Annotated in this window: 24 protein-coding genes; 8 read left to right on the forward strand and 16 right to left on the reverse strand. The window is 34.5% G+C overall.

What is annotated here, in order from left to right:
* Positions 1-25: 25 nt before the first annotated feature.
* Together NST49_RS00095 and NST49_RS00100 are read right to left on the reverse strand one after the other, a co-directional pair.
* The gene (locus NST49_RS00095; RefSeq protein ID WP_341046376.1) at positions 26-940 is read right to left on the reverse strand and encodes a YsnF/AvaK domain-containing protein; all 915 of its coding nucleotides are present in this window, start codon (positions 938-940) and stop codon (positions 26-28) included.
* Positions 941-1038: 98 nt separating this feature from the next.
* Positions 1039-1518 (reverse strand): LURP-one-related/scramblase family protein, encoded by a 480-nt coding sequence (locus NST49_RS00100; protein WP_023177068.1) that lies wholly within the window; start codon positions 1516-1518, stop codon positions 1039-1041.
* 192 nt (positions 1519-1710) lie between these two features.
* On the opposite strand from NST49_RS00100, the gene rpoN reads away from it, so the two are divergent.
* From rpoN to NST49_RS00130, 6 genes are all read left to right on the forward strand, one after another.
* A complete protein-coding gene (gene rpoN, locus NST49_RS00105) occupies positions 1711-3066 on the forward strand; it encodes an RNA polymerase factor sigma-54 (RefSeq protein WP_034538828.1) in 1356 nt (451 codons plus the stop codon).
* A gap of 289 nt (positions 3067-3355) precedes the next feature.
* A complete protein-coding gene (locus tag NST49_RS00110; RefSeq protein WP_236620733.1) occupies positions 3356-3496 on the forward strand; it encodes a hypothetical protein in 141 nt (46 codons plus the stop codon).
* A 24-nt stretch (positions 3497-3520) separates the two neighbouring features.
* Positions 3521-3733, forward strand: coding sequence for a hypothetical protein (locus tag NST49_RS00115; RefSeq protein ID WP_236620732.1), 213 nt, complete (start codon positions 3521-3523; stop codon positions 3731-3733).
* Positions 3705-4541, forward strand: coding sequence for an ABC transporter substrate-binding protein (locus NST49_RS00120; protein WP_341046383.1), 837 nt, complete (start codon positions 3705-3707; stop codon positions 4539-4541). Before NST49_RS00115 ends, NST49_RS00120 begins: the two co-directional genes overlap by 29 nt.
* Positions 4542-4754: 213 nt before the next feature.
* The gene (locus tag NST49_RS00125; protein ID WP_341046385.1) at positions 4755-5627 is read left to right on the forward strand and encodes a carbohydrate ABC transporter permease; all 873 of its coding nucleotides are present in this window, start codon (positions 4755-4757) and stop codon (positions 5625-5627) included.
* A 25-nt stretch (positions 5628-5652) separates the two neighbouring features.
* Positions 5653-6468, forward strand: coding sequence for a carbohydrate ABC transporter permease (locus tag NST49_RS00130; RefSeq protein ID WP_023177066.1), 816 nt, complete (start codon positions 5653-5655; stop codon positions 6466-6468).
* Positions 6469-6552: 84 nt separating this feature from the next.
* Here the strand turns inward: NST49_RS00130 and NST49_RS00135 are convergent, their stop codons facing one another.
* From NST49_RS00135 to pepV, 11 genes are all read right to left on the reverse strand, one after another.
* Entirely contained in the window at positions 6553-8340 is a 1788-nt protein-coding gene (locus NST49_RS00135; RefSeq protein WP_341046386.1) for a DUF4153 domain-containing protein, read from the reverse strand.
* A gap of 129 nt (positions 8341-8469) precedes the next feature.
* Positions 8470-9270, reverse strand: a complete 801-nt coding sequence (locus tag NST49_RS00140) for a formate/nitrite transporter family protein (protein ID WP_034538390.1) — start codon at positions 9268-9270, stop codon at positions 8470-8472.
* A 159-nt stretch (positions 9271-9429) separates the two neighbouring features.
* Complete coding sequence (locus NST49_RS00145) at positions 9430-10074, reverse strand: class I SAM-dependent methyltransferase (protein WP_341046387.1); 645 nt, start codon at positions 10072-10074, stop codon at positions 9430-9432.
* A 6-nt stretch (positions 10075-10080) separates the two neighbouring features.
* Positions 10081-11238, reverse strand: coding sequence for a cystathionine gamma-synthase (locus tag NST49_RS00150; protein ID WP_341046389.1), 1158 nt, complete (start codon positions 11236-11238; stop codon positions 10081-10083).
* A gap of 13 nt (positions 11239-11251) precedes the next feature.
* Complete coding sequence (locus NST49_RS00155) at positions 11252-12166, reverse strand: PLP-dependent cysteine synthase family protein (protein ID WP_341046392.1); 915 nt, start codon at positions 12164-12166, stop codon at positions 11252-11254.
* Positions 12167-12613: 447 nt separating this feature from the next.
* On the reverse strand, positions 12614-13183 hold the full coding sequence (locus NST49_RS00160) for a DsbA family protein (protein WP_023177056.1): 570 nt from the start codon (positions 13181-13183) through the stop codon (positions 12614-12616).
* A 133-nt stretch (positions 13184-13316) separates the two neighbouring features.
* On the reverse strand, positions 13317-14576 hold the full coding sequence (locus NST49_RS00165) for a voltage-gated chloride channel family protein (RefSeq protein ID WP_341046395.1): 1260 nt from the start codon (positions 14574-14576) through the stop codon (positions 13317-13319).
* A gap of 97 nt (positions 14577-14673) precedes the next feature.
* Positions 14674-15423, reverse strand: coding sequence for a DUF975 family protein (locus tag NST49_RS00170; RefSeq protein WP_341046397.1), 750 nt, complete (start codon positions 15421-15423; stop codon positions 14674-14676).
* A 91-nt stretch (positions 15424-15514) separates the two neighbouring features.
* Positions 15515-16522 carry a glycosyltransferase family 2 protein gene (locus NST49_RS00175; RefSeq protein WP_301426548.1) on the reverse strand — a complete coding sequence of 336 codons (1008 nt, stop codon included), beginning with the start codon at positions 16520-16522 and terminating at the stop codon, positions 15515-15517.
* A gap of 88 nt (positions 16523-16610) precedes the next feature.
* The gene (locus NST49_RS00180; protein ID WP_023177049.1) at positions 16611-17396 is read right to left on the reverse strand and encodes an SDR family oxidoreductase; all 786 of its coding nucleotides are present in this window, start codon (positions 17394-17396) and stop codon (positions 16611-16613) included.
* A gap of 181 nt (positions 17397-17577) precedes the next feature.
* Positions 17578-18978: a dipeptidase PepV gene (gene pepV, locus NST49_RS00185; RefSeq protein ID WP_341046402.1), complete on the reverse strand. Its 1401-nt coding sequence runs from the start codon at positions 18976-18978 to the stop codon at positions 17578-17580.
* A 186-nt stretch (positions 18979-19164) separates the two neighbouring features.
* Here pepV and NST49_RS00190 point away from each other — a divergent pair, with 186 nt between their 5' ends.
* On the forward strand, positions 19165-20001 hold the full coding sequence (locus NST49_RS00190) for an NAD(P)H-hydrate dehydratase (RefSeq protein WP_251166414.1): 837 nt from the start codon (positions 19165-19167) through the stop codon (positions 19999-20001).
* Between the two features lie 160 nt (positions 20002-20161).
* Positions 20162-20761 (forward strand): general stress protein, encoded by a 600-nt coding sequence (locus NST49_RS00195; protein WP_251166413.1) that lies wholly within the window; start codon positions 20162-20164, stop codon positions 20759-20761.
* A gap of 269 nt (positions 20762-21030) precedes the next feature.
* On the opposite strand, the gene rbsK is transcribed toward NST49_RS00195, so the two are convergent.
* The 3 genes from rbsK to NST49_RS00210 form a co-directional block, all read right to left on the reverse strand.
* Positions 21031-22029, reverse strand: a complete 999-nt coding sequence (gene rbsK / locus NST49_RS00200) for a ribokinase (protein WP_341046406.1) — start codon at positions 22027-22029, stop codon at positions 21031-21033.
* 178 nt (positions 22030-22207) lie between these two features.
* A complete protein-coding gene (locus NST49_RS00205; RefSeq protein ID WP_023177040.1) occupies positions 22208-22927 on the reverse strand; it encodes a pseudouridine synthase in 720 nt (239 codons plus the stop codon).
* Positions 22928-23035: 108 nt separating this feature from the next.
* Complete coding sequence (locus NST49_RS00210) at positions 23036-24712, reverse strand: putative polysaccharide biosynthesis protein (RefSeq protein WP_251166412.1); 1677 nt, start codon at positions 24710-24712, stop codon at positions 23036-23038.
* Positions 24713-24915 lie beyond the last annotated feature (203 nt).

The following is a 24915-nucleotide window of genomic DNA, read 5'->3' on the forward strand; positions in this document are numbered from 1 at the left end:
TTTTTGTTCCGTTATTCCAATTAATTTATTGATTGGAATCATTGATTTCATTTATATGTGCATGACCCTCTGTTTCCACATTCAATTTTTCTTTTTTTACTGTTCCTTTAACTTGCTTTGTATCTTCTACGCTTTGTTTATGAATCGATACTTCTTCTTTTACTGTTGGCCGTTTCGTTACCTCAATTTGTTCTTCAGAAATAGGTATAACGATTTCTTTTTCTTTCTCTATACCATTTGAATCGTTTGTCCCATCAAGGTTATGCTGTTCAATGACGATTTCTTCATGACGAACTGGAACTTCTATTGTCTTTGTTTCTTCTATCACACGTTTTTTAGCTTGAACCTCACCCGTTTGAACTTCTTGTTTCGTTACATCTAATTGTTCTTCTTTTAATTGGATAGTTTCATCCGTTGCCCGTTGCTTTTGATCTAAAGACTCCAAATTCGAGGTATTTGTAGGTTCATCTGGATTTGATGAAGATTCTACAGTTATTCCTGGATCTGCTCCAAACATAGGGTCTGGATCCAAAGGAGTAGTTGTCTTTCCCTTTTCGTGTGACTCATTTTCATTACGGTCTTTTTTTTCTTCATTTATCATAACGATAATATTTCCATTTGCAAGGTCCTTTTGGTAAGAATACAGTGGATCATCATCAGAGCTAGTAGAAACTTTTCCATCATGATCTTCTGTAGAAAAAATACCTTTGATTTTTTCCCAAGCAGAACGATCATCGCTTCTTTTTGCATTAGTTTTTTGATTTGTAACAGCTTCATCTGTACTCACTTCTACATCTGTAGTAGTGGAAATTGAATTTTTAGATTCCGTACTGGACACTAATGTGATAGCTTCCTTTCGATAGCCTTCTTCTTGTAATTTCCTAACGGCTTCTATTGCTTCTTGTGGTGATGTATAGCTTCCTACAACATATCTGTTCATTTTCTTTCCTTCCCTTCATCTTCATAGACTTCATGCTATCTTTATTGTACTGAGTCCAAAATGGTTACTCAAACGATAGCTCTTGCAAAAAAATTTGTTTATCCATCGTTTTTTTCATCTAGTTGCAAACACCAAACAGCAATAATGATTGCTAGTACCATTTGGGCATCCTTTTTTTCTTCAATATCTAAAACATAAGAGTCTCCATAAGAAAATCTTTTCTTTTTAAAAGAAGCTATTTTGCTAAATCCTTTTTTTATTTCATAATCTTCTTTTTCGACATTTCCTTTAATCTTCCAATCAATTTTCTCAATAACGTAATCAGAAGCAATTAAATTAGTTTCTTTTTTTACTGCACCAACTTTTTCGTCTTGTTGGTAAATCATATATTTAGGTGAAAAGCCTATTTTTTTCTCTTCAATGGATAGGACTTTTTCTTTAGACTGATTATAAATGTGCACTTTATTTCCAATCGCTATTCGTTCACTCTTAACGGTATAAAGGACTTCTTTCTGTTCATCTTGTACAAGTAATTGGTCTCGTAATGAAAATCTTTTTTCTTTAATATAAAGCTTCATAATGGATCACCTACTTTCACTTCCGATTATAATCATTTGTTTGACTGTATGCTACTATAAAGCTAGTTGTGAACACTTTTTTACACTATTTCTAGCCATACTGCTTCTTTCTTTTAGCTAACGTTCTCATTTATAGTGCAATATGCTATGATGAACCTATCAGAACATATTGATACTAGAGGTGAAAACGTTTTGAATTTCGAACAAAATTTTACTCAATTACAAAAGCAGCAACAGCAATTGACCATGACTCCTCAGTTACAACAGTCGATTCAAATGCTGCAATACAATCGTAAAGACCTAGTTGATTTTTTAAAACAGAAATCCTTAGAGAACCCTTTTATCTCTATTTCTGTAAAATCAACAACAAAATCACAAGGAACGTCAACTCAAAAATACAATAGTAATCAGTCACACTTAAACCAAACTACTACTGGTTCCATATGGGACACATTAGCGACCTCATCTACTACTTCTCTTTACGCTGCTCTATTAGAGCAAATCCATTTATCCTTTAGAGATACAGCTTTACGTGACTTAGTTATTTGGTTGGCTCAATATATTGATAATAACGGTTACTTAACTCTTTCACTAGATGAGGCTATTAAGCTAACCCAAGCAGAACCGTTTCAGTTATTAGATGCCTTGACCCTTTTACAGCAATTAGAACCAGCAGGTGTCGGTGCCAGAAATTTGCAAGAATGCTTAATGCTTCAAACCGAACGAAACAATCAAGCCCCTAATCTAGCTTATCTGATTTTGGAAGAAGAATTTGAGGCTTTTGCAAACCGCAAGTGGGAGCACATCGCAAAGCGTTATGCTATCTCATTAAGTGATGTTCAAGAAGTTTCAGATTTCGTCAAGACTCTTACGCCACACCCTGGAGCTATCTTTTCGAGTACTCCTACTCAATACATTCGACCAGATCTATCGGTTAAAATAGATGATGAAGGTCAAATAGTAGTACGGTCTGTTAAATCCGGTCTTCCAGTTATCGTGTTTCAAAAAGAATACTATGAGGAGCTAACTGCAATTAAAGATAAGGAAGTTTCAACATTTATTCATGACAAGCAATCCGAATATGAATGGCTAAAAAAAAGTTTGATGCATCGAGAAGAATCTATTCTTAGAATAGGCATTGCTATTGTCAATGCTCAAAAGGAATTCTTTTTATCCGAAGATCATCCGATCCAATCGTTGACTCTTAAGAAGATTGCTGATGAACTGGATATCCATGAATCTACAGTAAGTCGTGCTGTTAACGGAAAATACCTTACGACTGAATTTGGTATATTTGAATTGAAGCACTTCTTTACAAATGCTTTAGTCACTTCATCTGAAGAAGGAGAAGGATCAATTTCTTCTAACCAAATAAAGAAAAAAATACAGTTAATTATTCAAAATGAAGATACTAAAAAACCTTTATCAGATCAAAAACTTGTGGATCTCTTAAAAAAAGGCGGTATCGAAATATCTAGAAGAACTGTTACAAAATATCGAGAAGCTCTTTTTATTCCCAGCTCTCCTAAACGCAAACGTTTCGACTAAAACGATCATAATTTAGCTATCTCGCCTATTTAAGGTGGAGGTAGTTTTTTGCCTTTACATGCACTATTTCAGATTTTTATTTTGACCTATATTTCGCCATATTATGGGTTATTCTTATCCACAGCTTTTCATTTTACTTCTATAACTTCCTGTGTAATAATCAATTTATGGTTATGCATTTATCAGTTTAAAATGAAAGCGTATTCATTATTTATTCGTATGATTTTTGTGAGTAAAGAATACCAATATTTATACTTGAGGTTAATTAATCTTATTGGGGGGATTACTAATGAAAAGAAAATGGTTGGGTTTGATTTATGGTACAGCAACACTTTCTTTGCTAGCAGCTTGTTCTGGTTCTTCTGAGTCTGGGAGTGATCCAGATCAATTTGCAAGTTCAGATGAGTCTACTATAACTGTCTGGGCTTGAGATAAAAATTTCAATATTCCTATTATGGAACGTGCTGGAGAATATTATACAGAAGATGGTCATGAAGATTTTAAAGTTGATGTAGTTGAAATGTCAAATGAAGATACTATTCAAAAACTTGTCTCTGGATTTACTTCAGGTGTTTCTGAAGGATTGCCAGACATTGTTTTAGTCGAAGATTATGCTGCTCAAAATTTCTTGATCAACTATGAAGGAAAGTTTTTCCGAATTATCTGAAGAGATTGATTTTGCTCAATTTGCTCCTTATAAAGTTGAAGCCGTAACCCATAATGAGGGTATTTATGCTGTTCCTTTTGATTCAGGCTCTGCTGGTCTTTATTATCGTACAGATTATTTAGCTGAAGCGGGCTACACTGAAGAGGATATGCAAAATTTAACTTGGTCTAAATTTGTTGACATTGGGAAAGATGTTAAAGAAAAAACAGGAAAATGGTTTGTAGCTTTTATTCCTAATAGAGGAACACATTACATTCAAATGGCTATGCAATCTGCTGGTGTCTGGTACTTTGATGAAGATGGAGAAATCTTCTTAAAAGATAATCCAGTTGTACGAGAAATGGCCGAAATCCTAAAAGAAATTGAAAAAAATGATTTAACTAAACCAGTTGATTACTTCGCTCCGGAAGGAATTGGAGCTGTAACAAGCGGGGAAATAGCTGCGGTCAATTCAGCTGTCTGGTACTCTGCTACGATAAAGTCAGCTGAAGATCAAGCTGGTAAATGGGCTTATACAAACCTTCCACTATTGGAAACAGTGGAAAATGCGACTCCTTATTCTAATTTAGGCGGATCAAGCTGGTTTGTTTTAGAGGATTCTCCGAACAAAGATCTGGCAATAGAATTCCTCAAAACTGAATTTGCAGGAAATGATGAATTTTATCAAGATATTCTAGTAGAAAATGGTGCTGTAGGAACCTATATTCCATCTCAAACAGGCGAAGCTTATCAATACAAGATCCCTACTTCAATGACGCACAGATCTATAAAGACTTTTCAAGCTGGGCCGAAGAAATTCCTGGGGTAGATTATGGAGTAAATACCAGTGTTGCTTATGAAGCTTTGAGATCTGTTTTACAAGATTACTTTGATGACAAACTTACTTTAGATGAAATACTTGAACAAGCTGAAGAATACTACACTATGCAAATAGGAGAATAATATTCTTAGTGGATTGCGGTTAGTAGTTTATTCCTGCTGGCCGCATTTTTTATTCTTTACTATATGGGGGTGAACTATTATGAAATTAAAACATACATCAAAAAAATCGGATCTTTGGAAATTTATATCGTTTGCTGTTATCTTCAGCTCAATATTTTTGCTTTATCCGATCTTTTACTCCATCTATATATCCTTTCATAATATGAGAGGTTTAAACTCAGTTTTTACTGGATTTGGTAACTATCTTCGTATGTTCCAAGATGATGTTTTTAGAAAAGCACTCATGAACAATTTTACTTATTTGATTTTTCAAGTTCCTATCATGTTGATATTGGGACTGCTGTTAGCTTTCTTACTGAATTCGCCTAACTTAAAAGGCAAAACCTTTTTTAGACTAGCTATTTTTTTACCTTGTGTTACCTCATTAGTATCTTATGCCGTTTTATTTAAAATGATGTTTCAAGTTAGCGGCGTAGTTAATGATTTCTTGCTTACTATTGGATTGGTTCAATCTCCAATTGATTGGTTGAATAGCCAATTCTGGGCAAAAGTTACGATTATTATTGCTTTATGTTGGCGATGGACGGGATACAATATGGTCTTTTACCTTGCAGGACTTCAAAATATGTCCACAGATACTTTAGAAGCAGCTGAAATAGATGGAGCTAATGCCTTTCAAAAGTTTTTCCGTGTGGTTATTCCACAGCTTAAACCCGTTATTGTATTTACAATAATCACTTCAACAATTGGTACCATACAATTATTCGATGAAGTGGTTAATCTTACAGGTGGCGGCCCATCTAACGAGACTCTTACAGCAGCACAACTTATCTATAATCATTCTTTTGTGTACACTTCTAATTTTGGATACTCAGCGACTATATCTTGGGCTTTAGTGGCCATCGTTGCGGTATTATCCATTATTCAACTCGCTATTACCAATAAAAAATAATTTTTTACGTAAGGAGGAAATTTTAATGAGATCAAAAGCACTTAGCTTTTTGAAATATACTTTTTTGATTCTATGCTCTTTTGTTTCCATCTTTCCTTTTTATTGGATGATTGCAGGAGCAACGAATACATCTAATAAAATAGCGGAAGGGAAACTATCACTTGGATCTAATTTATTGAAAAATCTCAGTGATCTACTTGAAGGGTATAATATTCCACTCATTATGTGGAATTCTTTAAAAGTATCTCTGGTTACTGCGGTGCTAAGTTTAATCGTTACCTCAATGGCTGCCTTCGGATTTGAAAAGTTTACGACTCGTAAAAGTGAGATTATTTATTCTATTCTCTTATTATTTATGATGATTCCATTTGCTACGCTTGTTATCCCTCTGTTTAAAATGATGGCTGGTTTAGATTTGATTAATCAACATTTAGCTATCATTTTACCGTCTGTATCGAATATTTTTCTTGTCTTTTTCTTTAGGCAAAGCTTTAAGTCCTTTCCAGATGATATCATTGATTCAGGTAGGGTCGAAGGAGCAGGCAACTACAAAATTTTCTTTAAATTAGTTTTCCCAATGATGAAATCAGCTTATGCAGCTGCTGCTATCTACTCTTTTATGAATGCATGGAACAGTTATTTGTTGCCTTTGATCATACTGCAAACTGAAGATAAATATACGATGACACTACTTATTTCCGGTTTATCCTCCGCTTCTTATGTAGCAAATTATGGTGTACAAATGGTGGCAATAACGATTGCTACCATGCCAACACTTGTTCTATTCTTAATTATGCAAAAGAGTTTCGTAGCAGGAATGACAGGTTCCTTAAAAGCTTAAATCATGATTAAGTTAATTAAAAATAATGGTCATGAAAAAGCACTTGATTAATCCTTATAAGATTAACCAAGTGCTTTTATGCTTTTATTTAATATCAATAAATAGATAAAACTCACTATTGTATTTATTATCGTAAATGTCAATAGAGGTAAACACAATATTCATCTTAGCTTCTTCATTTTCTGTAGTAACGGTTGCTTCTTCTAAAGTAATCACATTTTTAGTTTGTGCACTTGCTGCAACTTGATCAATCGTCTCTTGAAGATCAATAGTGATAAGAGTATCATTCTGTTCATTTATCAATGAAAGGTTGGTTGTATTATCTTCATTTTTGGAGATTATATCATATGTTGAATTTTCAACTTCAAAATCTATTGCTGAGAGAGTCGGTGAATTATATTGAGAAAATACGATCATTTTGTCATAATCCTCAATCGAAAGTAGCGGACTTCCTTTCCAATCTATCGTTGCATAATAAGATTGATTAGGTGAAAAACTTGACTCATCATAAACCGGTTCAAAACCGACAACTTCTTCAAACTGATAGTTTAATCGTTGATTATATGGTGCTAGCCATTCAATTTCTTTGCTGTAGTTCATACTAGCTAAATAATCAATTGTTTGGCTGATTTTGATCTTATCTTCATCTGGAATAGAAGCATTCGGTATGATTTTATTTCCTTCCAACATATTATTCTTTACAAGTGTTTCCTTTAATAAGTTTGTTTGAGACACACGGCTAACCGTAAAAGCATCTACTGGAGGAAGGATTGAGATCAAAGAAAAAACTATTAAGACCACTGCTACCCATCCATTCTTTCTAACAGGTAAAACACTGAAAATAATTCCAGCAATAAATGCAAATACTCCGAATAAAATAACGTAATATCTACCGAGTGTTAGTCCCGTTTCTTGAATTCTTAATACAGAAGAAACAGTTTGAAACAAAACAATGGGTACCAATACTTTCGGAAAAATTTTTCTGAAGAAAATAGCCGATTTTGTATTTATAGTACTCACTAAAAAGTACACAATGATTACCGTAATAGCGTAAGAAACCAACATAGGTTCTAATAAATTGTTTGTCCAAAACTCTCCTGTGATATTTTGTAAAAGATAAACTAACAATATTATGGTAAAAATAGCTGTCAATGGAATAACAATATAGGAAAGTAAAAGTTCTAGTACTTTAGGAACCATTAGCTCTTGTTCGATCTGTTCTTGTTTATCAGCCTGCTCTTCCAAAGACTGAGTAGATTCGTCTTGTTTGCTTAGATAAAGCGGCGTTCCCGAAAGGAAAAAAATTGGCGCAAATAGTGAAGCAACTAAATTTAGACAGTGTAAATTCACTTTATAATCTAAAGAAAATAACAATTGGTCAACAGCTAAAAGAATAAATCCAATCCCTGCGTACAGAACTACTGAAAATAATACTGTCGTGAAAAAGGATTTAAACGTCGCTAAGAAACTTTTATTAAAAGTAACTTTACTGTTTATAGTAGGAATCCACATAAAAGCAAACGTTAAAGCAAAGAAAATGATCCCAGTCTTAATAGTTGTTTCCAGATCATAGTCAACGGATGAACCAATAGTATAAAAGTATAAAACAGTCAATATTATGGCTCCGACCATTAATAAGATACGTTGCATAGTTTTTTCAAAAAAACGTTCATATACATGCTGTGCTGTTGCACTTAAAAAAACGCCTATAAAAAAGCTGTAAAGATACCTTGTGTAATCGTCTGCTTCCTGTTGGATCATATAAGCATTTAACCCAGCAATAGCAACTAAAAAAACAACACTTAGTGGATACCGTTTACAAGCTTGAATGAATCCTTGAAATTTATTCTGTATATTTTGTATCACCTTCATCAATAAACACTCCTCTCCTCATTCTTATTATGTAGTCTAGCTTAGATTTCTGTCAATCGTAAACCTATAGAGTCTATAATAAAAAAAATCTGATACACACGTATCAGATTTTTTAGGGCTATTTATTTACTAATCAACGTATTCTGTTTGATCTTTATTTAACCAAGAGTAAAGCAGACCGATCACTAATGCGCCACCTACATAATTGCCTAGCAAAGCTACGACCCAATTCAGTAAGACAGCACCGATTGTCATACCAGGGACTGTTCCGCCTGAAGCAAAAAAGGCTAGTGAAAAAGATGAAAAATTGGCAATAACGTGTTCAAAGCCTAAGTAAGCAAAAATAAAAATAATAAATATCATAGCAATAATTTTTCCAGCGTCATCTTTCATGCGAATGGTACAGAAAACAGCAGTATTTACAATAATATTAGCAAATATACCTTCCGAAAAGATTTGAAGAGGTGTCTTAGCTAATTTTCCAGCTACTGCTGTAAAGAGATAATGATCACTTGGTAGTGCATGAAACTTATATGTGAAAGATATAACTAAACTAGCAATAATTCCACCGATTAAATTAAATAAGAGACAATAGAATAATATTGACAAAGCTTTTTTAGGTTTTATTAGTTTTCTTTGTATAGCTACTGTCATGTACATCATATTTGAAGTGCCCAGTTCTGCATTCATATAAATAATCATCACCAATGACCAGCTAAACATAAATGCATAAAGCATTTTACCTAATCCGGGTGCTATTTCTTCACCTGCTTGGCCAATCATAACGGCTACAGCTGTTCCTAAAGTTAAAAACAAACAAGCTAACATAGCACGTACAAAATAGCGAAGTTTACTATTATCATATAAACTTTGTTTTTTCAGAATGCTTTTTTCAATGTTGTATATTAATCCCGTATTTTGAGTATCCATTTTCCCTACCACCTTTTTAAGTTTGTTATCTTTTTAACAATATAATTATTATACAGCAATTACTGACATTTTAATATAAAAATGCGCTTTCAAAAAAAGAAAAATAAGAACAAAAAATGAACAACATCTCCTCAGTCGATGCTGTTCATTTTCAATTGATTAAACTTGTTTCGTTCCCTCAACAATCCAAACATATTCATTCTTCTGTTCAAATTCTATCTTAAACCCCGCTTGATTAAATAGTTCTCTTAAGGTGGAAATCAACGGATAATATTCGCGCTCTAAATCATCTGCTAAAGTATAAAATTCATTTTGTTTAGCCTGTTGAATGAGTTGGTCCATTATTTTTTGAGATTCAAACATAGTATCTGCGAAAATGATTTTCCCTCCAATTTCAAGTTGATGCGCATAATCGATTAATGCTTTTCCTTTTTCTTCGTTAGTCAAATGATGAAAAACATATGAACTAACAATAGTATCTATTTGTCTCAATGGTTTAGGATACTGTTGTAAATCCCCGTCATAAATGATGACCTCTTTCGGCAGCTTTTTCCTTGCTAATTGTCGCATTTCTTTTGACGGTTCTATTGGGAACACCCATTTTCCAGCTGTAACCAATTGCTGAGTTAGATTTCCAGTACCAATTCCAAATTCTAATACTCGCGTACCACTTCTTTGAACAATATCTTTTAAAATATCTTTATAACCTTCAAAAACGGCTTCGTATTCTGGATCTTTCCCTTCTACAAATTCATCATAATCACTTGACCAATCAGTAAAAATATCTAGAAATTCACGTCCCATATCTTGTTACTCTCCCTTATTTTTCGCGACAAAAGCTAATGCTTGATCCAAGTCTTCAATCAGATCTTCTACATCCTCTAGCCCAACAGACAAGCGAATCAATTCGTTGCTAATTCCAGATTTTACTCGAACGTCTTTCGGAATAGATCCATGTGTCATTAAAGCAGGAATTTCAACCAAACTTTCAACGGCTCCTAAACTTTCTGCAAGGGTGATGAGTCTCAATTTTTCAACAAATATTTCAGCTGAGTACCCTTCTTTTAAATCAAAGGAAATCATTCCGCCAAATCCGTTAGCTTGTTTTTTAGCGATTTCATGACCAGGGTGACTTTCCAAACCAGGATAGTACACTTTTTCAATACTAGGGTGATTGACTAGGTAATGCACAATCTCAAAAGCATTTTTTTCATGCTCTTCCATCCGTATTCCTAATGTCTTGATCCCTCTTTGTAAAATCCAACTATCTTGAGGCCCTAATATTCCACCAATAGCATTTTGTAAAAAACCAATTTTATCTGCTAATACTTCGTTATTTGTTGTAACTAAACCTGCCACGATGTCGCTATGTCCTCCCAGATATTTAGAAGCACTATGAACAACGATATCGGCTCCAAGGGTAAGTGGGCGTTGATGATAAGGTGTAGCAAATGTATTGTCAACAATAGTAATTATGTTGTGCTTTTTCACTATTCTAGCTACTTCTGTAATATCGGTTATTTTTAGCAATGGATTGGTTGGCGTTTCTAAAAAGATAGCTTTTGTTTCTGGACGAATAGCCGGTTCAATAGTACTTAGATCACTTGTGTCGACTGTCGTAAATGTTATTCCTAAATGGACAAGCACTTTATTCATTAATCGATACGTTCCTCCATACACATCATCGCCCACAATAATGTGGTCTCCTTTAGAAAATAAAGACATTACAGTATGCGTTCCAGCAGAACCAGAAGCAAAAGCAAATCCACGTACACCTTCTTCTAGATCTTTGATCAGCTCTTCTACTGCAAAACGAGTTGGATTTCCGGTTCTAGAATATTCGTATCCTTTATGTTTGCCTACTTTTTCTTGTTTGTACGTTGAAGTTTGGTGAACCGGTACATTTACTGAACCAGTTGCTTCATCATGACTAATACCACCATGAATTAATTTTGTTTTCATTTTCATTTTTAACACTCTCCTATTGATAGATTTGTTTACTTAAATAACGTTCACTGCTGTCTGGAAAAATAGTAACAATGTTGCTTCCTTCAGGTAACAATTCTGCTTCTTTCAAACAGGCAGCAAACGCTGCTCCACTTGAGCTTCCAACAAACAATCCATTTGTTTTGGCTAACTGTTTAACATAGTAAAAAGCTTCCTCATCTGAGATCGTATAAATGTGATCTATGATTGATCTGTCTAAAAAACTGGGAATAAATTCCATTCCAATACCTTCAGTTCTATGCCCATAACTCATACCTCCACCTAGAATAGAGCCTTCAGGTTCTACAATAGCAGCACGAATCGATGATTGTTTTTCTTTTAAATACGCTGCCGTTCCAACAAATGTTCCACCACTTCCGGCTCCTGCTACAAAAGAATGAATAGGAATGTTGGCCATATCTTCCATGATCTCAGGTCCAATCGTTTCATAATACGTTTGAGGATTAGCCGGATTTTCAAACTGCATAGGAATGTAGCTGTTTTTGATTTCAGCTGCCAAGATTTTGGCTTTTTCTATAGCACCTAACATTCCAATGTTCGTCGGTGTAAAAATTAACTCTGCGCCTAAAGCCTTCATCAACTCTTGTTTTTCTTGACTAAATTTTTCTGGAACAGTAAAAATAACCTTTAATCCATACTGCTGAGCAGCTAATGCTAAACCAATTCCAGTGTTTCCAGCAGTTGGTTCAATAATAGTAGACTGTTTATCTATATACCCTTTTTCAAATGCTTCTTTAAGTAAATTAACTCCTAAACGATCTTTAATACTGCCTCCCGGATTGAACATTTCCAATTTAGCAAATATTCTGCTGCCTTTTGGAATTTCAACACCTTGTATCTCAAGTAATGGAGTTAGGCCAATTAAATCTTGTGTTTTTTTATAAAGCATATTTCTCACTCTCCTCATTCTTAGCATACGTAGTCTTAAAAAAAGTAGACAAAAAAAGTGCATGAGTGTAGCCACTCATGCACAGAAAATCATTCTTTTATCTCATTACATTCACTGAAAACAGTTTCATACCTCTTTAGAGAATTTCTCTAAATTTCAGCATATAGGGGTATGAAAAGGGTTTATTCACAGGAAGAAGCCATAAAAGATGAGAGCTGAAGACATGAGCGTTTCATACAACATTGACAACAACACACGTCTAATTCGATCATCTTTTTCATTCCGGCTTCCTCCTTTCTTAATTAGTAGTTTTAAGTAACACCTTTTATCTATTGGTATGAATGTTATGTTAACAGTCCTATTTTCATTTGTCAAGAATATTTTGGTTCCCTTATTCATCAACTAGTAAAACAATTTAAAAGAAAAAAATGGTTTAAACATCTCTGTTTAAACCATTTGACACAAATCTTCAGCTGTTACAGAGCTTTCTATAAGAGTCGTCGTTTTTTCTTCTCCAGTAGTAACCAAGACACATGTTGGCGTATCTGTTGCACCCATTGTTTTAGAGACTTCTTGGTCTAAATGAAACAACGATTGAGTAAATGAAGAGTGAAAATCAGATAGAAACATCTCGATATCTAGTCGTGCTTTTTTTGCTGCCTCAATCAATAGTTTTTTTGATAACGGCTTATCTTGATCAACAATCTGCTCTTGCACAGTCATAAGAAAGTTACGGCCCTTTTTCTTACCTTGTATCGTTGCCGCAATATAAGCTAGCGAAACATGGTAAATATCATTTTGTAAGGTATTCCATAATTGTGTACTCTGCGTTGGCATTTGGTTTCTTTGCATATAATTAAAAAGGGTCTGAGGATTGTGATAAGGAAGAATACTCATTTGAGCATCTTTTTCATAAATTCCAATAAATTTTAATACTTCTTTTTCCATTTTAAAAGAAGATTCACTGATTGGATTAATAAACAGAAAAATTTCAATTTGTTTATTTCTTTCTACCATAAACGATTCACCTCGTTTCTAGCTTGTTACTATTCTTATAGTAACAATAATAGTCATTTATATAAACTATTTTGCTCAAGAAAGCTTGTCAATCCAATATTGCAGCTATCTATACGGTTGCTAGAAACTTATTTTATTCCTCTTCAAATAAGTGGCCTTTTCGTAAATAAACCTGTTGTGTTTCATAGATTCCTTGATTACCAGAAAAAAGATAACTGACGACACAGACCAAAAACAAATACGGCAACGCTCCTACCCCAAATAACTCCAGTCCCATGATAAAACATGCTACAGGAGTGTTGGTTGCTCCTGAAAAAACACCAATAAATCCAAGTCCAGCTAAAAACGGAATAGAAATATGCAAGATACTGCCTAATGTACTTCCTAAAGTAGCCCCTATTGTAAACAAAGGTGTGACTTCTCCTCCTTGAAATCCTGAACCTAGAGTAATGGATGTAAAGATTAGCTTACCTAGAAAGTCAAAATGCCCTGTTTCACCTAAAAATGCTTGATCGATCAAAGGTAAGCTGAGTCCTAAATAATCCCTCTTACCAATGATCACAACCAAGAGAATAACAATCAGACCACCTATAAAACTTTTCAAGACAGGATTTTTAAACCAATTAGTCATAATCGCTTTTACTGTACTGGTTAACCAGCTAAATAAACGCCCTGTAAAACCAAATAGAATGGCTGCTAGCAGCAATTTTACAATCAACAAAGGGTTGGCCTCTGGTATAGCTCCCATATCATAATGTGTATGGGTCACACCCCAAGCAATTGTTACCCAATTAGCTATTAAAGCCGCCCAAAGACTTGGAAATAAAGCTTCCTGACGTACATACCCAATTGCTAATACTTCCATTGCAAAAAGAGTACCTGCAATAGGTGTACCGAAAACGGAACTGAATCCGGCACTCATTCCACTGATTAACACTATACGACGGTTTATTTTCGATAGATGAAAAAGACGACCTACAGCATCAGCTACAGATCCACCCATTTGGACAGCCGTGCCTTCCCTTCCAGCGGACCCACCGAATAAGTGTGTAATCAATGTGCCAAAAAGCGTCAAAGGTATCAACCTTTTAGGAATAGACTCTTGATTTGCTGATTGGCCTTGAGCTTCTTGAATCACTAAATTATTTCCAAGGATCGCATTTTCTCCAAACTTCCAATAAAGAAAACTAATAACTGCGCCTCCTACTGGCAACAGATAAAGCAACCATGGATTATTTAGGCGAGCAGTTGTTACAGTTGCTAAACTCGTTAGAAAAAATGCAGATAAGTTCCCAACGATTATTCCGACGATACTGCTATAAAAAATACTTTTAAAAAAATAACAGCTTACTAAAAAAAATTCTTTTTGTTTTAAAGGCTTCAATGAGTTCATATAGATTCCTCTTCATTTATTTTCTCGTTTGCTTTTCTTGTTAGTTAAAAAAGTTAAAAGACTTGAGCAGAGTGCTTCAAATCTTTTAACTTTCATTTCAGTAATCTTGTTCGTTTAGGTATTTCCCTTTGGTTAAATCCTCATAGAATGCTACTCTTGTAGCATTCTCATATGGGAACAACCATAAGAATCCAATCCCTAAAGATAGAACAGCTAATATTCCCCATCCAATAAAACTCATTTCTAATAAGAAAAAACGCCACTTGTGACCTTTCATCAAGTTTTTACTTTCGGTGATACAGTTCAGTGAAGAAATTTTTTCATTTGGAGATAAATTGGTTTGATCTTTGTAAATCAAATAGGCTTGAGAATAGGCATAATGTTTTATGATTCCAGGAATGATAAATAGTAGACTCCATAATGTAGTAAAAATGCTGGTTAAGATATAAATAAGAAAGGTTCTAAGAAAATATTTTCTTGAGAATACTTGCAAACTATTTTTTATCGGATGAATTTTCTTACCCGGATCTCTAAACCAGTCTAAAAAAGTAAAGGAAATCCCAACTGTAAATAAAGTAGACAGTATTCCACTAGTGACGTTACTTGTCCCATTACCACTATTGGTTGATTCCCCTATATCTTCAGACACATAAGAATCATTTGTCCAGTTTTCAATAGGTGTATTTATCTGATCGGCTATGCTAAAAGAGACAACCACAATAACTAAGAATGCAATAAATGTAATCAATGTTGGAATAAAATTTAGTAAAATTGCATCTTTCCATCTTCCTCTAAACAATTCTTTTGTATCTGATTTCAGCTCTGCTCGTGTTTTATATTGTTCCATTATTTGTTACCCTCCACAAATGAATCGATTTCTTTTATAGTAACAAAAAAAACCGGCAGTTGTTACCTATTTATTAAATAAATAACAGCAATTATAAATATTCGTCTTCTGATTCCGATTGTTTTCTTGTAATAAATAACTTAATATTTTTTTTATAATAGTCTTTATACCTGACAATGTCGCTTTGGATCAATTTCACACCAACTTTATAATATAAAGGAACTTTTTTATCTTCATCAATATCCTCTTGATAAACCTGAATATCCTCTCGCAGCCTATTTTGAAATTCTTCAACTATAATAGACTCTGAAGCTTGACTCAATTTGTACCCGGCAGAAATGATACTTTCTAAAAATTTCTGTAATCCCAAATGCTGTAATTCCGGAAAATCTACTTTAATCAATGCATACAACCGTTCGCATTCTGTCACAATATCGTAGTAATTTGGTGAAAATGAACTGCTGACGGTTGTATTAGATCTTCTAATATAATGATATCCGATCCTATTAGAGATGACCGTTTTTTTAGAAATTTTTGCTAATTTGTAAGTTGTTACAATATCTTCAAAAAATTTTCCTTCTGGAAATTGGATATCACGAAATAAGCTATTGTGATAGATTTTATTCCATGTATAAAAAGCAACATTAGATGATGTAAAAACTAACTGTATCATTTCCTTATTGTTGGTTATGACTCGATCTTTGTTGCGTATTTTTGGTACATTGAATTTACCATATACTTTATCAAAATTCATCACATACATCGTCATATCGCTGTGCTGAATACTTGCTTCATAAAAGTTCAAAAAAGTTTCCCTATCAAATCGATCATCACTATCAATAAATGCGTAGAATTTACCGGAAGCTGCTTTCATTCCTTGATTCCTAGCTACTGCTATTCCTTGATTTTTTTGATGAACAACTTTGACGCGTTGATCTGTTTTTACTAGTAAATCACAAATTTCTGCTGAACTATCTGTAGATCCATCGTTAACTAAAATAAGTTCAAAGTCGGCAAATGATTGTTGTAGTACACTTTTCACTGCATCACCTATAGTTTCATTTGCATTGTATACAGGCATAATCACACTTAACAACATTTTCTTCCCTCCTTGAATAACTAGTTACCTTCCCTCATTGGTCTTAACAAGCTCTTATCGAACTCGTTTTTTTAAGTTTACATTCCAATCAAATAGCTTTTACGCTTCCACCATCAATGATTATAGCTGATCCAGTAACGTACGTATTGACATCTGAAACAAGAAAAACAACAAACTTCGCGAACTCTTCTGGTGTTCCATAACGACCAAGTGGAATAGCTTTTTGATTAGTTTTAGCGATTTCTTCTACTGAAACTTGTTGTTTTTTGGCTGTCATTTCATCTAATGTCGTTATTCTATCGGTTGCGATTTTTCCTGGAGCGACCGTATTGATCAAAATATTATATGGTCCTAACTCTTCCGCTAATGTCTTACTAAGACCTACGATACCCATTCGAAAGGTATTAGACAATATTAACCCGGAAATAGGTTGTTTAATAGAGGAAGAAGCAATATTAATAATTTTTCCTCCAGTTTTTTTTAAGTCAGGCAAGACTTCTCGAATGGTACGGATGTAACTCATTAAATTCAGCTGGAAAGAGTGTTCCCATTCTTCATCTGAAAACTCTTCAAAAGTTCCTGATGGAGGACCACCTGCATTATTAATAAGAATATCGATAGAACCAAATGTTTTTCTGGTTTCTTTAACAAGTTGGTTGATGTCTTCGCTTTTTGTAAGATCTGCAGGAAAAAAGACAACTTTTCCTTTTTTAAGCCCATTTAATTCGTCTTGAACTCTTTTTAATTTATCTGGATTTCGACTGGAAATCATAACATTTGTTCCTTCTTTTACTAACTCAGTCGCAATCGCTTTTCCTAATCCTTGACTAGACGCTAGTACTAAAGCCGTTTTATTCGCTAAGTTTAATTCCATAAATGACTCCTCCTTATTTCTTATACTTTATCTAATTGTATTTCTTTCATTTTTTCATACTCCAACATAAAAGTAAACGTTTACTGTGATTTCTTCTTTTAGGCTCTTCCTTTCATCTAAACAATTGAAGTACAAATTTTAAAAAAAAGCCGGATCTCATAGGAGATTCGGCTTTTACTTATTATTTGATTAATTCATAAATCGCTTCTGCGTAGATGCTCATTGCGTTCATCAAGTCATCAATCGCCATGAATTCATTAGCTTGGTGCATTGTATCAATGCTGTTAGGGAACATAGCTCCATAAGCAACTCCACGTTCCAATAAACGGCCATATGTTCCGCCGCCAATTGTTTGTTCATGAGCTTCTAATCCAGTTTGTCTTTGGTAAACATCTAATAATGTTTTAACTAATGGATCTTCTGCCGATACATAATGTGGCAATTGTTCTTTGCCACGGCTAAGCGTTACACCGAATTCTGCTAGTTTGCTTTCCATTTTGATTTCGATTCCTTCAGGTGTCACACCTTTAGGGAAACGGAAGTTTACAGCGATTACGCCGCCATCTGCAGGAGTGAAAGTAAATACACCTGAATTCATTGTTAAATCTCCCATAACATCATCAATGTAGTTTAATTCTAATTTTTCAGCTTTAGTATCTTCATGCAAATAATCAGCTGTCAATTGCAAAAAGTTTTTAGCATCTCCACCAAATGAATACTCATTTAAGAAAGCAGCTAAGTAAGTTCCAGCATTTACACCTAAATGAGGCGCCATACCATGAGCAGCTTTTCCTCCTACTTCAATGGTAACGTCAGTACCTTCTACTTTTATTGTCCCAGTAATTGGTGAAACTTCAACAAAATCATAAAAATCTTTTTCGATTTGTTCAGCTTCTTCACTAGTAAAAATAGCTGTAGCGTCTTGAGGTACCATATTTTCACGTAGACCAGCATCAAAACTGTTCAATTCATTTTTTCCGCCTTTATTGTCTCCTTTTGTATTTACATAAACGGTTAATATCCCTTTTTCGCCATTAATAATTGGGAACTCAGCATCTGGTGAAAAACCAAAATCAGGAATAGGTTCATTAGCTAAGTAGTGGTCCATGCACATCCAGCCACTCTCTTCATCTGTTCCAATAATAAAGCGAATTTTTTTAGAGACTGGCAAATCTAGGTCTTTGATCATTTTTAAAGCGTAATAAGCTGCCACACCTGGTCCTTTATCATCACTAGATCCACGAGCGTAAATACGGCCATCTTTGATTACAGGGCTAAACGGATCTGTTTCCCAGCCTGTTCCAACGGGTACAACATCGACATGAGCAAAAACACCCATCGTTTCATTACCATCGCCGTATTCGATATGTCCAGCTAAATTGCCAACATTTTTAGTAACAAATCCATCTCGTTCTCCTAAAGATAAGAAAGCTTCTAATGCTTTTTTCGGTCCTGGACCTACTGGGGCATCAGTTGTCGCTTTGCTATCATCACGCACACTGTCAATTTTAAGTAATTCTGTTAAGTCAGCTAGAAAATTTTCTTTTCGAGCTGCTGCTTCTTTTTTCCAGTCAATTGCCATTTATACAACACTCCTTATTATTTTGTCAACATATCTATCATATCACTTTTCGTTTCTAAGACCAACGCCTAGTCTTTATTTTTCTTCGTGACATCAATAAAGATTCGTGCAAAAAATAACATTTCGGTCTATAATCAATTGGACTACACGTATATCATTTATTCGTTATTATTGGAGGGTTCTTAAGTGAAAGAAATAAATACAGAAGCCATTCAAGGCATGATTCCCAAAAGAGAAAAAGATAGTCATAAAGCTACTTACGGCCGAGTTCTTGTCATTGGTGGAAATGAAGAAATGGGCGGAGCAATTATTCTCACAGCCAGTGCAACCGTTTATAGCGGTGCTGGACTGGTTACCGTGGCAACAGCTAAAGTAAATCATACAGCTTTACATGCTCGTCTTCCTGAAGCAATGGTTATTGATATGTATAATAACGATCGCTTGCTTAAACAACTAGCGACAGCAACGGTTATAGTCATTGGACCTGGTTTAGGCTTATCTCCTGAATCATTAACGATTCTAAAATCAGTTTTAGAGCATGTGACAAAGGAACAACGGTTAATCATTGACGGCAGTGCGATTACTTTAATGGCCATTCACAATTTAAAAACTCCTGTAGCAAAAACTACGTACACACCACATTTAGGAGAGTGGCAAAAACTTGCTCACTTGAAACCTACTGAACAAAATGAAACACTAAATATTCAAGCTAGAAAAGAATTAAAAGCTTTTGTTGTCTTAAAACAATCTCGAACTGAAATTTATTTTTTGGATGAAGCTTGGAAAAACAGCCATGGAAATCCTGCAATGGCAACAGGTGGAATGGGCGATACATTAGCAGGAATGATAGCAGGATTTAGTGCTCAATTGAAAAATTATCGTTTTGCAGTTATTTCATCTGTTTTTCTTCATAGTAAAATAGGCGACGATTTAGCTAAAAAACAATATGTGGTTCTTCCGTCTCAGATTATTGAAAGAATTCCTAATGAGATGAAAGAATTTTCTACTAAGTTTATTTTTTGATCTATTCACTAATTTAAAAGGAAAGACTGCTATAAATTAATTAGCGGTCTTTCCTTTTATTTGCGTTTAACCTCCCCTCACCGTATTAATTGTATTCTCTTTTTCTTTTAAGTATACTCAGGTATAACCAGTTCGTTAATCTAAATGAGGAGTGATGTAAATGGAAAAACGTGTTATTGGAAGTTACCCATCTAAAACAACAGCCTTACAAAAACTCAATGAACTTTTAATTCAAGGCTACTCCAAAGAATTGATTACTTTAGTAACCAATCCAGATACGGAACGTTCAATCCACAGTCAAACTGATGTAGAGGTAATAGCGTTATCTTCTGAACCCAAAAATGATGAATCATTAGGAGATAAAATGAAAGACTTCTTTTCCTTAAGTCCACAAGCAGATACAACACTTGATTCTGCAGTTACTGATGAAGAACTTTTGGTTAACTATAAAGAATCGATTAAAAAAGGAAGTATCATCATTCTTTTGGAAGATGACTCAAATGAAACAACTTATCCAGTAAACGTAGATGCTGTTGGAGAAGATGCAGCAGGTATTTATCCTAATGACCCAGATCTTCAATTAGAAGATGACCCATCAGATTTAGCTAGAGGTGAAAAGCAGCCTCCATCAATGAGAACACAACATTTAAATTACAATGAGGACGATTTAGATCCTGGCATCAATACAGACGGAGACTTAGAAATAGAAGAAGACTTTCCTCCTACTGAAACACCTGACAGATCTGATTTTTCTCACTAACTAAAAAAGAATAACAGATTTTTTGGACTAACATCAATTAACGAGAATTAAGCATAAATACCTCCATTAAGTTCAATAAAATGAATTTAATACGGGTATTTATGCTTAAAAAAGCTATAGGACTGAATAAATAGGCTGCCTATCTCCTTTAGAGTATAAAAGTCAAGCTGCCTAATAAAAGTATTGCTCTAGCTAAGAATTTTTTTTACCCATATAAAATAGGTTTTTGTTTTCTAAGTATACACTTTTTTTGTGCTAGCTATTATTTTTTAAGACTTTACTTCTAAAAGAGAATGTTTCAGACATGTTTCTACTTCTGCTAACGTTGGCATTGCCTGTGCCGTGCCTTCTTTTGTTACTGCTAGAGCTCCAACTATGTTTGCAAATTGAAGAGCTTCTATCAACTCTACCTCATTCGCTAATGCATAGGCCAATCCACCATTAAAAGCATCTCCAGCTCCTGTTGTATCAACAGCATCCATTATAAGTCCTGGGAATACTTTTCCTTTATATTCTTCATTATACAAAAAGCATCCTTTTTTACCTAAAGTGATAACAACATTTGCAACTCCCATTTGGTACAATTTTTCTGCCGCTAACCTTGCGTCTTCTTCAGTCTCTAAACGTATACCCGTTAATTGAGCTGCTTCTGTTTCATTTGGTGTTATATAAGCTGCTTTCTTTAGCCATTCATTCGGTATCGCTTGATAAGGAGCTGGATTTAAAATAACCGGAATATGATATTTCTCTGCTAATTCCAAAGTCCTTTCCACAGCATCCAAATTAGTCTCTAGCTGTGTTAGTGCAATCGCAACGTCAGCCAGCTTTTCTTCTGCTTGTTCAATTTCCTCTCTTTTAATCTTTCCACACGCACCTGCTGTCACAACAATCATATTTTCACTCTGGTCATCGACTGCTATCAACGCAGATCCTGTGGGCATTTCTTTATCAATAGCAATTTGCGAAGTATCAATCTGTTCTTTTGTAAAATGCTCCAATGCCAATTTCCCAAAAGCATCGTCTCCTAGCTTAGTCACTAAAGTTACTTCTGCACCTAATCGTGCCGCTGCGACTGCTTGATTGCTTCCTTTCCCGCCTGCACCTGTTCGAAATGACTGACCAAAAACGGTCTCTCCTGGTTTTGGTAAATGCGATGCCCTTGCTGTTAAATCGGTTACATAACTGCCCATTACAAAAATTTTATTTTTCTTCAATGAATCAACGACTCCCTTTTTTGTTTCTTTATTTTTTCTATACAATAAAAGCATACCTTTCATTCCTATTCAAGGCAAGGAATGAACTACTTCACTATATCCCTATCTCATGTTATACAGGAGTACTGATGAATTATAATGAACTAATATGCTTTATCGGTCTCTCATTTTTTTACTCTCTTGTATGCATTCGACTTTTATATTTATTATCCTAAATTCTAAGTTTTTTTGCTTATTCATTAGTTAAAGAACTTAATTCCTCTTCAGTCAATTGTCTATATTTTCCTATTTCTAATGTTTCATCTAATTTAAGATTCCCCATAGATAATCGTTTTAGATAAGTAACAGATTTATCTACTGCTTCAAACATGCGTTTTACTTGGTGAAATTTCCCTTCATGTATCGTCACTTGAATAATAGACTGTTCTGCATCAACATCGATAGACAAAATGTCTAATTCAGCTGATTGGCAGTTAAAACCATCATTTAGTGTTATCCCGTTCTTAAATGCTACAATATCCTGTTCATTCACTATTCCATTTATAGTAGCTTTGTAACATTTATCAACGTGTTTTTTTGGTGAAAGTAAATTATGTGCTAAAGTTCCATCATTAGTCAATAACAACAACCCTTCTGTATCCTTATCCAATCGTCCTACAGGAAATGGATCCAGTACTTGATCTTTTGGGGCTAATAAATCGATAACTGTTTTATGCAGATTATCATTTGTAGCACTTACTACTCCTTGTGGTTTATGCAACATAAAGTAAACAAATTCTTGGTATTCAACAGCTTCACCCGCAACAACAACTTTGTCTTTATCTGGGTCGACTTGGCTTTTTCCATCTTTTATAACTCTTCCATTAACCGTTACTTCTTTTGCTTTCAATAGCGTTTTTACGGTTTTTCTTGTTCCAAACCCCATATTAGCTAAAAGTTTATCTAAACGCATTTCCTCTGCTCCATTCTTTTAAGTCTAGTCAAAAAACTGAGGCTGGGACAAAAGTCCTAGCCTCTTATTTATATCCAAATGATTATTCTAGAACATGCTCCAGTTTTCTTATTTAATGTGTAATTTGGTTCTCAAACTCGCTACACGAGCTCCTAATAAACGGTCAGCTAAACGTGTTTTTAATGAAGCATATACATAAACAATACCGCCCATTCCAGCTGAAACACCCATTACTAGAAGTGCACTAAGACGATTTTCTGGATGCACAACTAAGTAAAGAGCTTCTTTAACGGCAAACGTTACAATAGCCATTACTACTGTTAGGATAACCATCAACAATACTCTTCTGAGTAAGAGCCCAATATTAAAATTAGTAACCTTGTACATTTTTCGCAACATTAAAAAGACTGTTACACCAAATCCAAATATATTAGAAATAAACATTCCATTTGTCTGTGCTATTGCAAGCATTGGGTATTGCAATGCTAATTTCACAACTAACCCAATTGCTAAAGCCCATAGAGCCGGTCTTGTTTGATTTGCAGCTTGCATCGTTGAGCCCATAAGGACAAACAACCCTAAAAATAAACTCATAAATGACGCAACTTGTAACAGATTTGTTCCAAAATCATTTTGTCCATAAAAAACGGTATATAAAGGTTCTGCTACAACAGCCATACCAATTGTTGCCGGCAGCATGATGAAGAAAAACAACTGCAAGCTATCACTAACTTGACGGGATAATTTTTTCAAATCATTTTTTGCTATCAACTCAGAAATCAGCGGAACAGATGTTATCGCCATCGAACCTCCAAAAGAAATAACAATCATAATCAATTTATTGACATTTCCTGATGCTATCCCATAACTATCTACAATCTCTTTTGGGGTAAAATCAGAAACGCGGGTCATAATTTGTTGGAAAGTAAACTGATCGATCATTTGAAACAATGTTATTCCAGATCCAATAATGATAAATGGAATAGCCGTACGAATAATCGATTTAAAGATCTCATTTGTAGAAATATTCACCTTATTTAAACTCTGAGCAGCATGCTCATCTAGCTCTGGTTTTTTACGCCAAATAATATAAAATAAATACCCTATACTAAAAACAGCTCCAATAACGGCTCCAAATGTTGAAGCAGAAACCGCATTCACTACTGAACCATTCCATATTTGACGAATAAAGTATACAGCCGCAAGCATAAAGATGACGCGAGCTAATTGTTCAATAAATTGCGATATAGCAGAATATTTCATTACATGATGCCCTTGAATATATCCTCGTGTAACGCTCATACATGGAATAATGAGTAACGCCCAACTAAGAGACCGAATAACTTGTGTTCCATCGTCAACCGAAATACCTGGACTGCTTCCAGCTATCAAAGGTGCCGCAACATACATGATCAATGCAGACACAACACCTGTAATTGCCATTACTTGTAATCCTTTTCTATAAATTTTTTGGCTCGTTTCATATTCGTTTAGACTATTATAATAAGAGACTTGTTTAGCAATGGCAGAAGGTACACCAGCTGTCGCAATATTTAAGAATAATGCATAAGGTGTGTAGCCAATAATGTAAAGGGCATTTGCTGACGCTGCTACGCTGGGATTTCCCATCCAAGCCATCCAAGGAATAATATAAAGAGCTCCTAATAACCTGGACAAAATACTTGCACCTGTCATCCAAGCTGACCCACTGATCATTTTATCTTTTGAGCTTAATTCTTTAGTTTGTTGTCCAATTTTATTATCACTGACTGTATCTTTTGACATGATTCAAAAACCTACTCTCATACTTTTGTATCAGGTTCTATTTTACTTCTTAAATCAGAGGGTTGCAATGTTTATTGAGCTTTCTGCATTCAACTTTAAAGAAAAATTAAGGTCTCTTTGAAGATGAAAAAAGTAGAAAGGACTGCAACGATTAAGTTGCAGTCCTTTCTACTTAAGTTAAATCTTTAAAACCTTAACGTAGA

Source organism: Carnobacterium sp. FSL W8-0810 (genome assembly GCF_038007125.1).
Lineage (GTDB): Bacteria > Bacillota > Bacilli > Lactobacillales > Carnobacteriaceae > Carnobacterium_B > Carnobacterium_B inhibens.

Coding starts and splice junctions, on each gene's coding strand:
- NST49_RS00120 (WP_341046383.1), top strand. CDS start 3,705: ATGAAGGAAAGTTTTTCCGAATTATCTGAAGAGATTGATTTTGCTCAA.
- NST49_RS00135 (WP_341046386.1), bottom strand. CDS start 8,340: ATGAAGGTGATACAAAATATACAGAATAAATTTCAAGGATTCATTCAA.
- NST49_RS00115 (WP_236620732.1), top strand. CDS start 3,521: ATGGAACGTGCTGGAGAATATTATACAGAAGATGGTCATGAAGATTTT.
- NST49_RS00195 (WP_251166413.1), top strand. CDS start 20,162: ATGGAAAAACGTGTTATTGGAAGTTACCCATCTAAAACAACAGCCTTA.
- pepV (WP_341046402.1), bottom strand. CDS start 18,978: ATGGCAATTGACTGGAAAAAAGAAGCAGCAGCTCGAAAAGAAAATTTT.
- NST49_RS00175 (WP_301426548.1), bottom strand. CDS start 16,522: ATGTTGTTAAGTGTGATTATGCCTGTATACAATGCAAATGAAACTATA.
- rbsK (WP_341046406.1), bottom strand. CDS start 22,029: ATGCTTTTATTGTATAGAAAAAATAAAGAAACAAAAAAGGGAGTCGTT.
- NST49_RS00110 (WP_236620733.1), top strand. CDS start 3,356: ATGAAAAGAAAATGGTTGGGTTTGATTTATGGTACAGCAACACTTTCT.
- NST49_RS00140 (WP_034538390.1), bottom strand. CDS start 9,270: ATGGATACTCAAAATACGGGATTAATATACAACATTGAAAAAAGCATT.
- NST49_RS00145 (WP_341046387.1), bottom strand. CDS start 10,074: ATGGGACGTGAATTTCTAGATATTTTTACTGATTGGTCAAGTGATTAT.
- NST49_RS00100 (WP_023177068.1), bottom strand. CDS start 1,518: ATGAAGCTTTATATTAAAGAAAAAAGATTTTCATTACGAGACCAATTA.
- NST49_RS00130 (WP_023177066.1), top strand. CDS start 5,653: ATGAGATCAAAAGCACTTAGCTTTTTGAAATATACTTTTTTGATTCTA.
- NST49_RS00155 (WP_341046392.1), bottom strand. CDS start 12,166: ATGCTTTATAAAAAAACACAAGATTTAATTGGCCTAACTCCATTACTT.
- NST49_RS00165 (WP_341046395.1), bottom strand. CDS start 14,576: ATGAACTCATTGAAGCCTTTAAAACAAAAAGAATTTTTTTTAGTAAGC.
- NST49_RS00125 (WP_341046385.1), top strand. CDS start 4,755: ATGAAATTAAAACATACATCAAAAAAATCGGATCTTTGGAAATTTATA.
- NST49_RS00170 (WP_341046397.1), bottom strand. CDS start 15,423: ATGGAACAATATAAAACACGAGCAGAGCTGAAATCAGATACAAAAGAA.
- NST49_RS00095 (WP_341046376.1), bottom strand. CDS start 940: ATGAACAGATATGTTGTAGGAAGCTATACATCACCACAAGAAGCAATA.
- NST49_RS00210 (WP_251166412.1), bottom strand. CDS start 24,712: ATGTCAAAAGATACAGTCAGTGATAATAAAATTGGACAACAAACTAAA.
- NST49_RS00180 (WP_023177049.1), bottom strand. CDS start 17,396: ATGGAATTAAACTTAGCGAATAAAACGGCTTTAGTACTAGCGTCTAGT.
- NST49_RS00160 (WP_023177056.1), bottom strand. CDS start 13,183: ATGGTAGAAAGAAATAAACAAATTGAAATTTTTCTGTTTATTAATCCA.
- NST49_RS00150 (WP_341046389.1), bottom strand. CDS start 11,238: ATGAAAATGAAAACAAAATTAATTCATGGTGGTATTAGTCATGATGAA.
- NST49_RS00205 (WP_023177040.1), bottom strand. CDS start 22,927: ATGCGTTTAGATAAACTTTTAGCTAATATGGGGTTTGGAACAAGAAAA.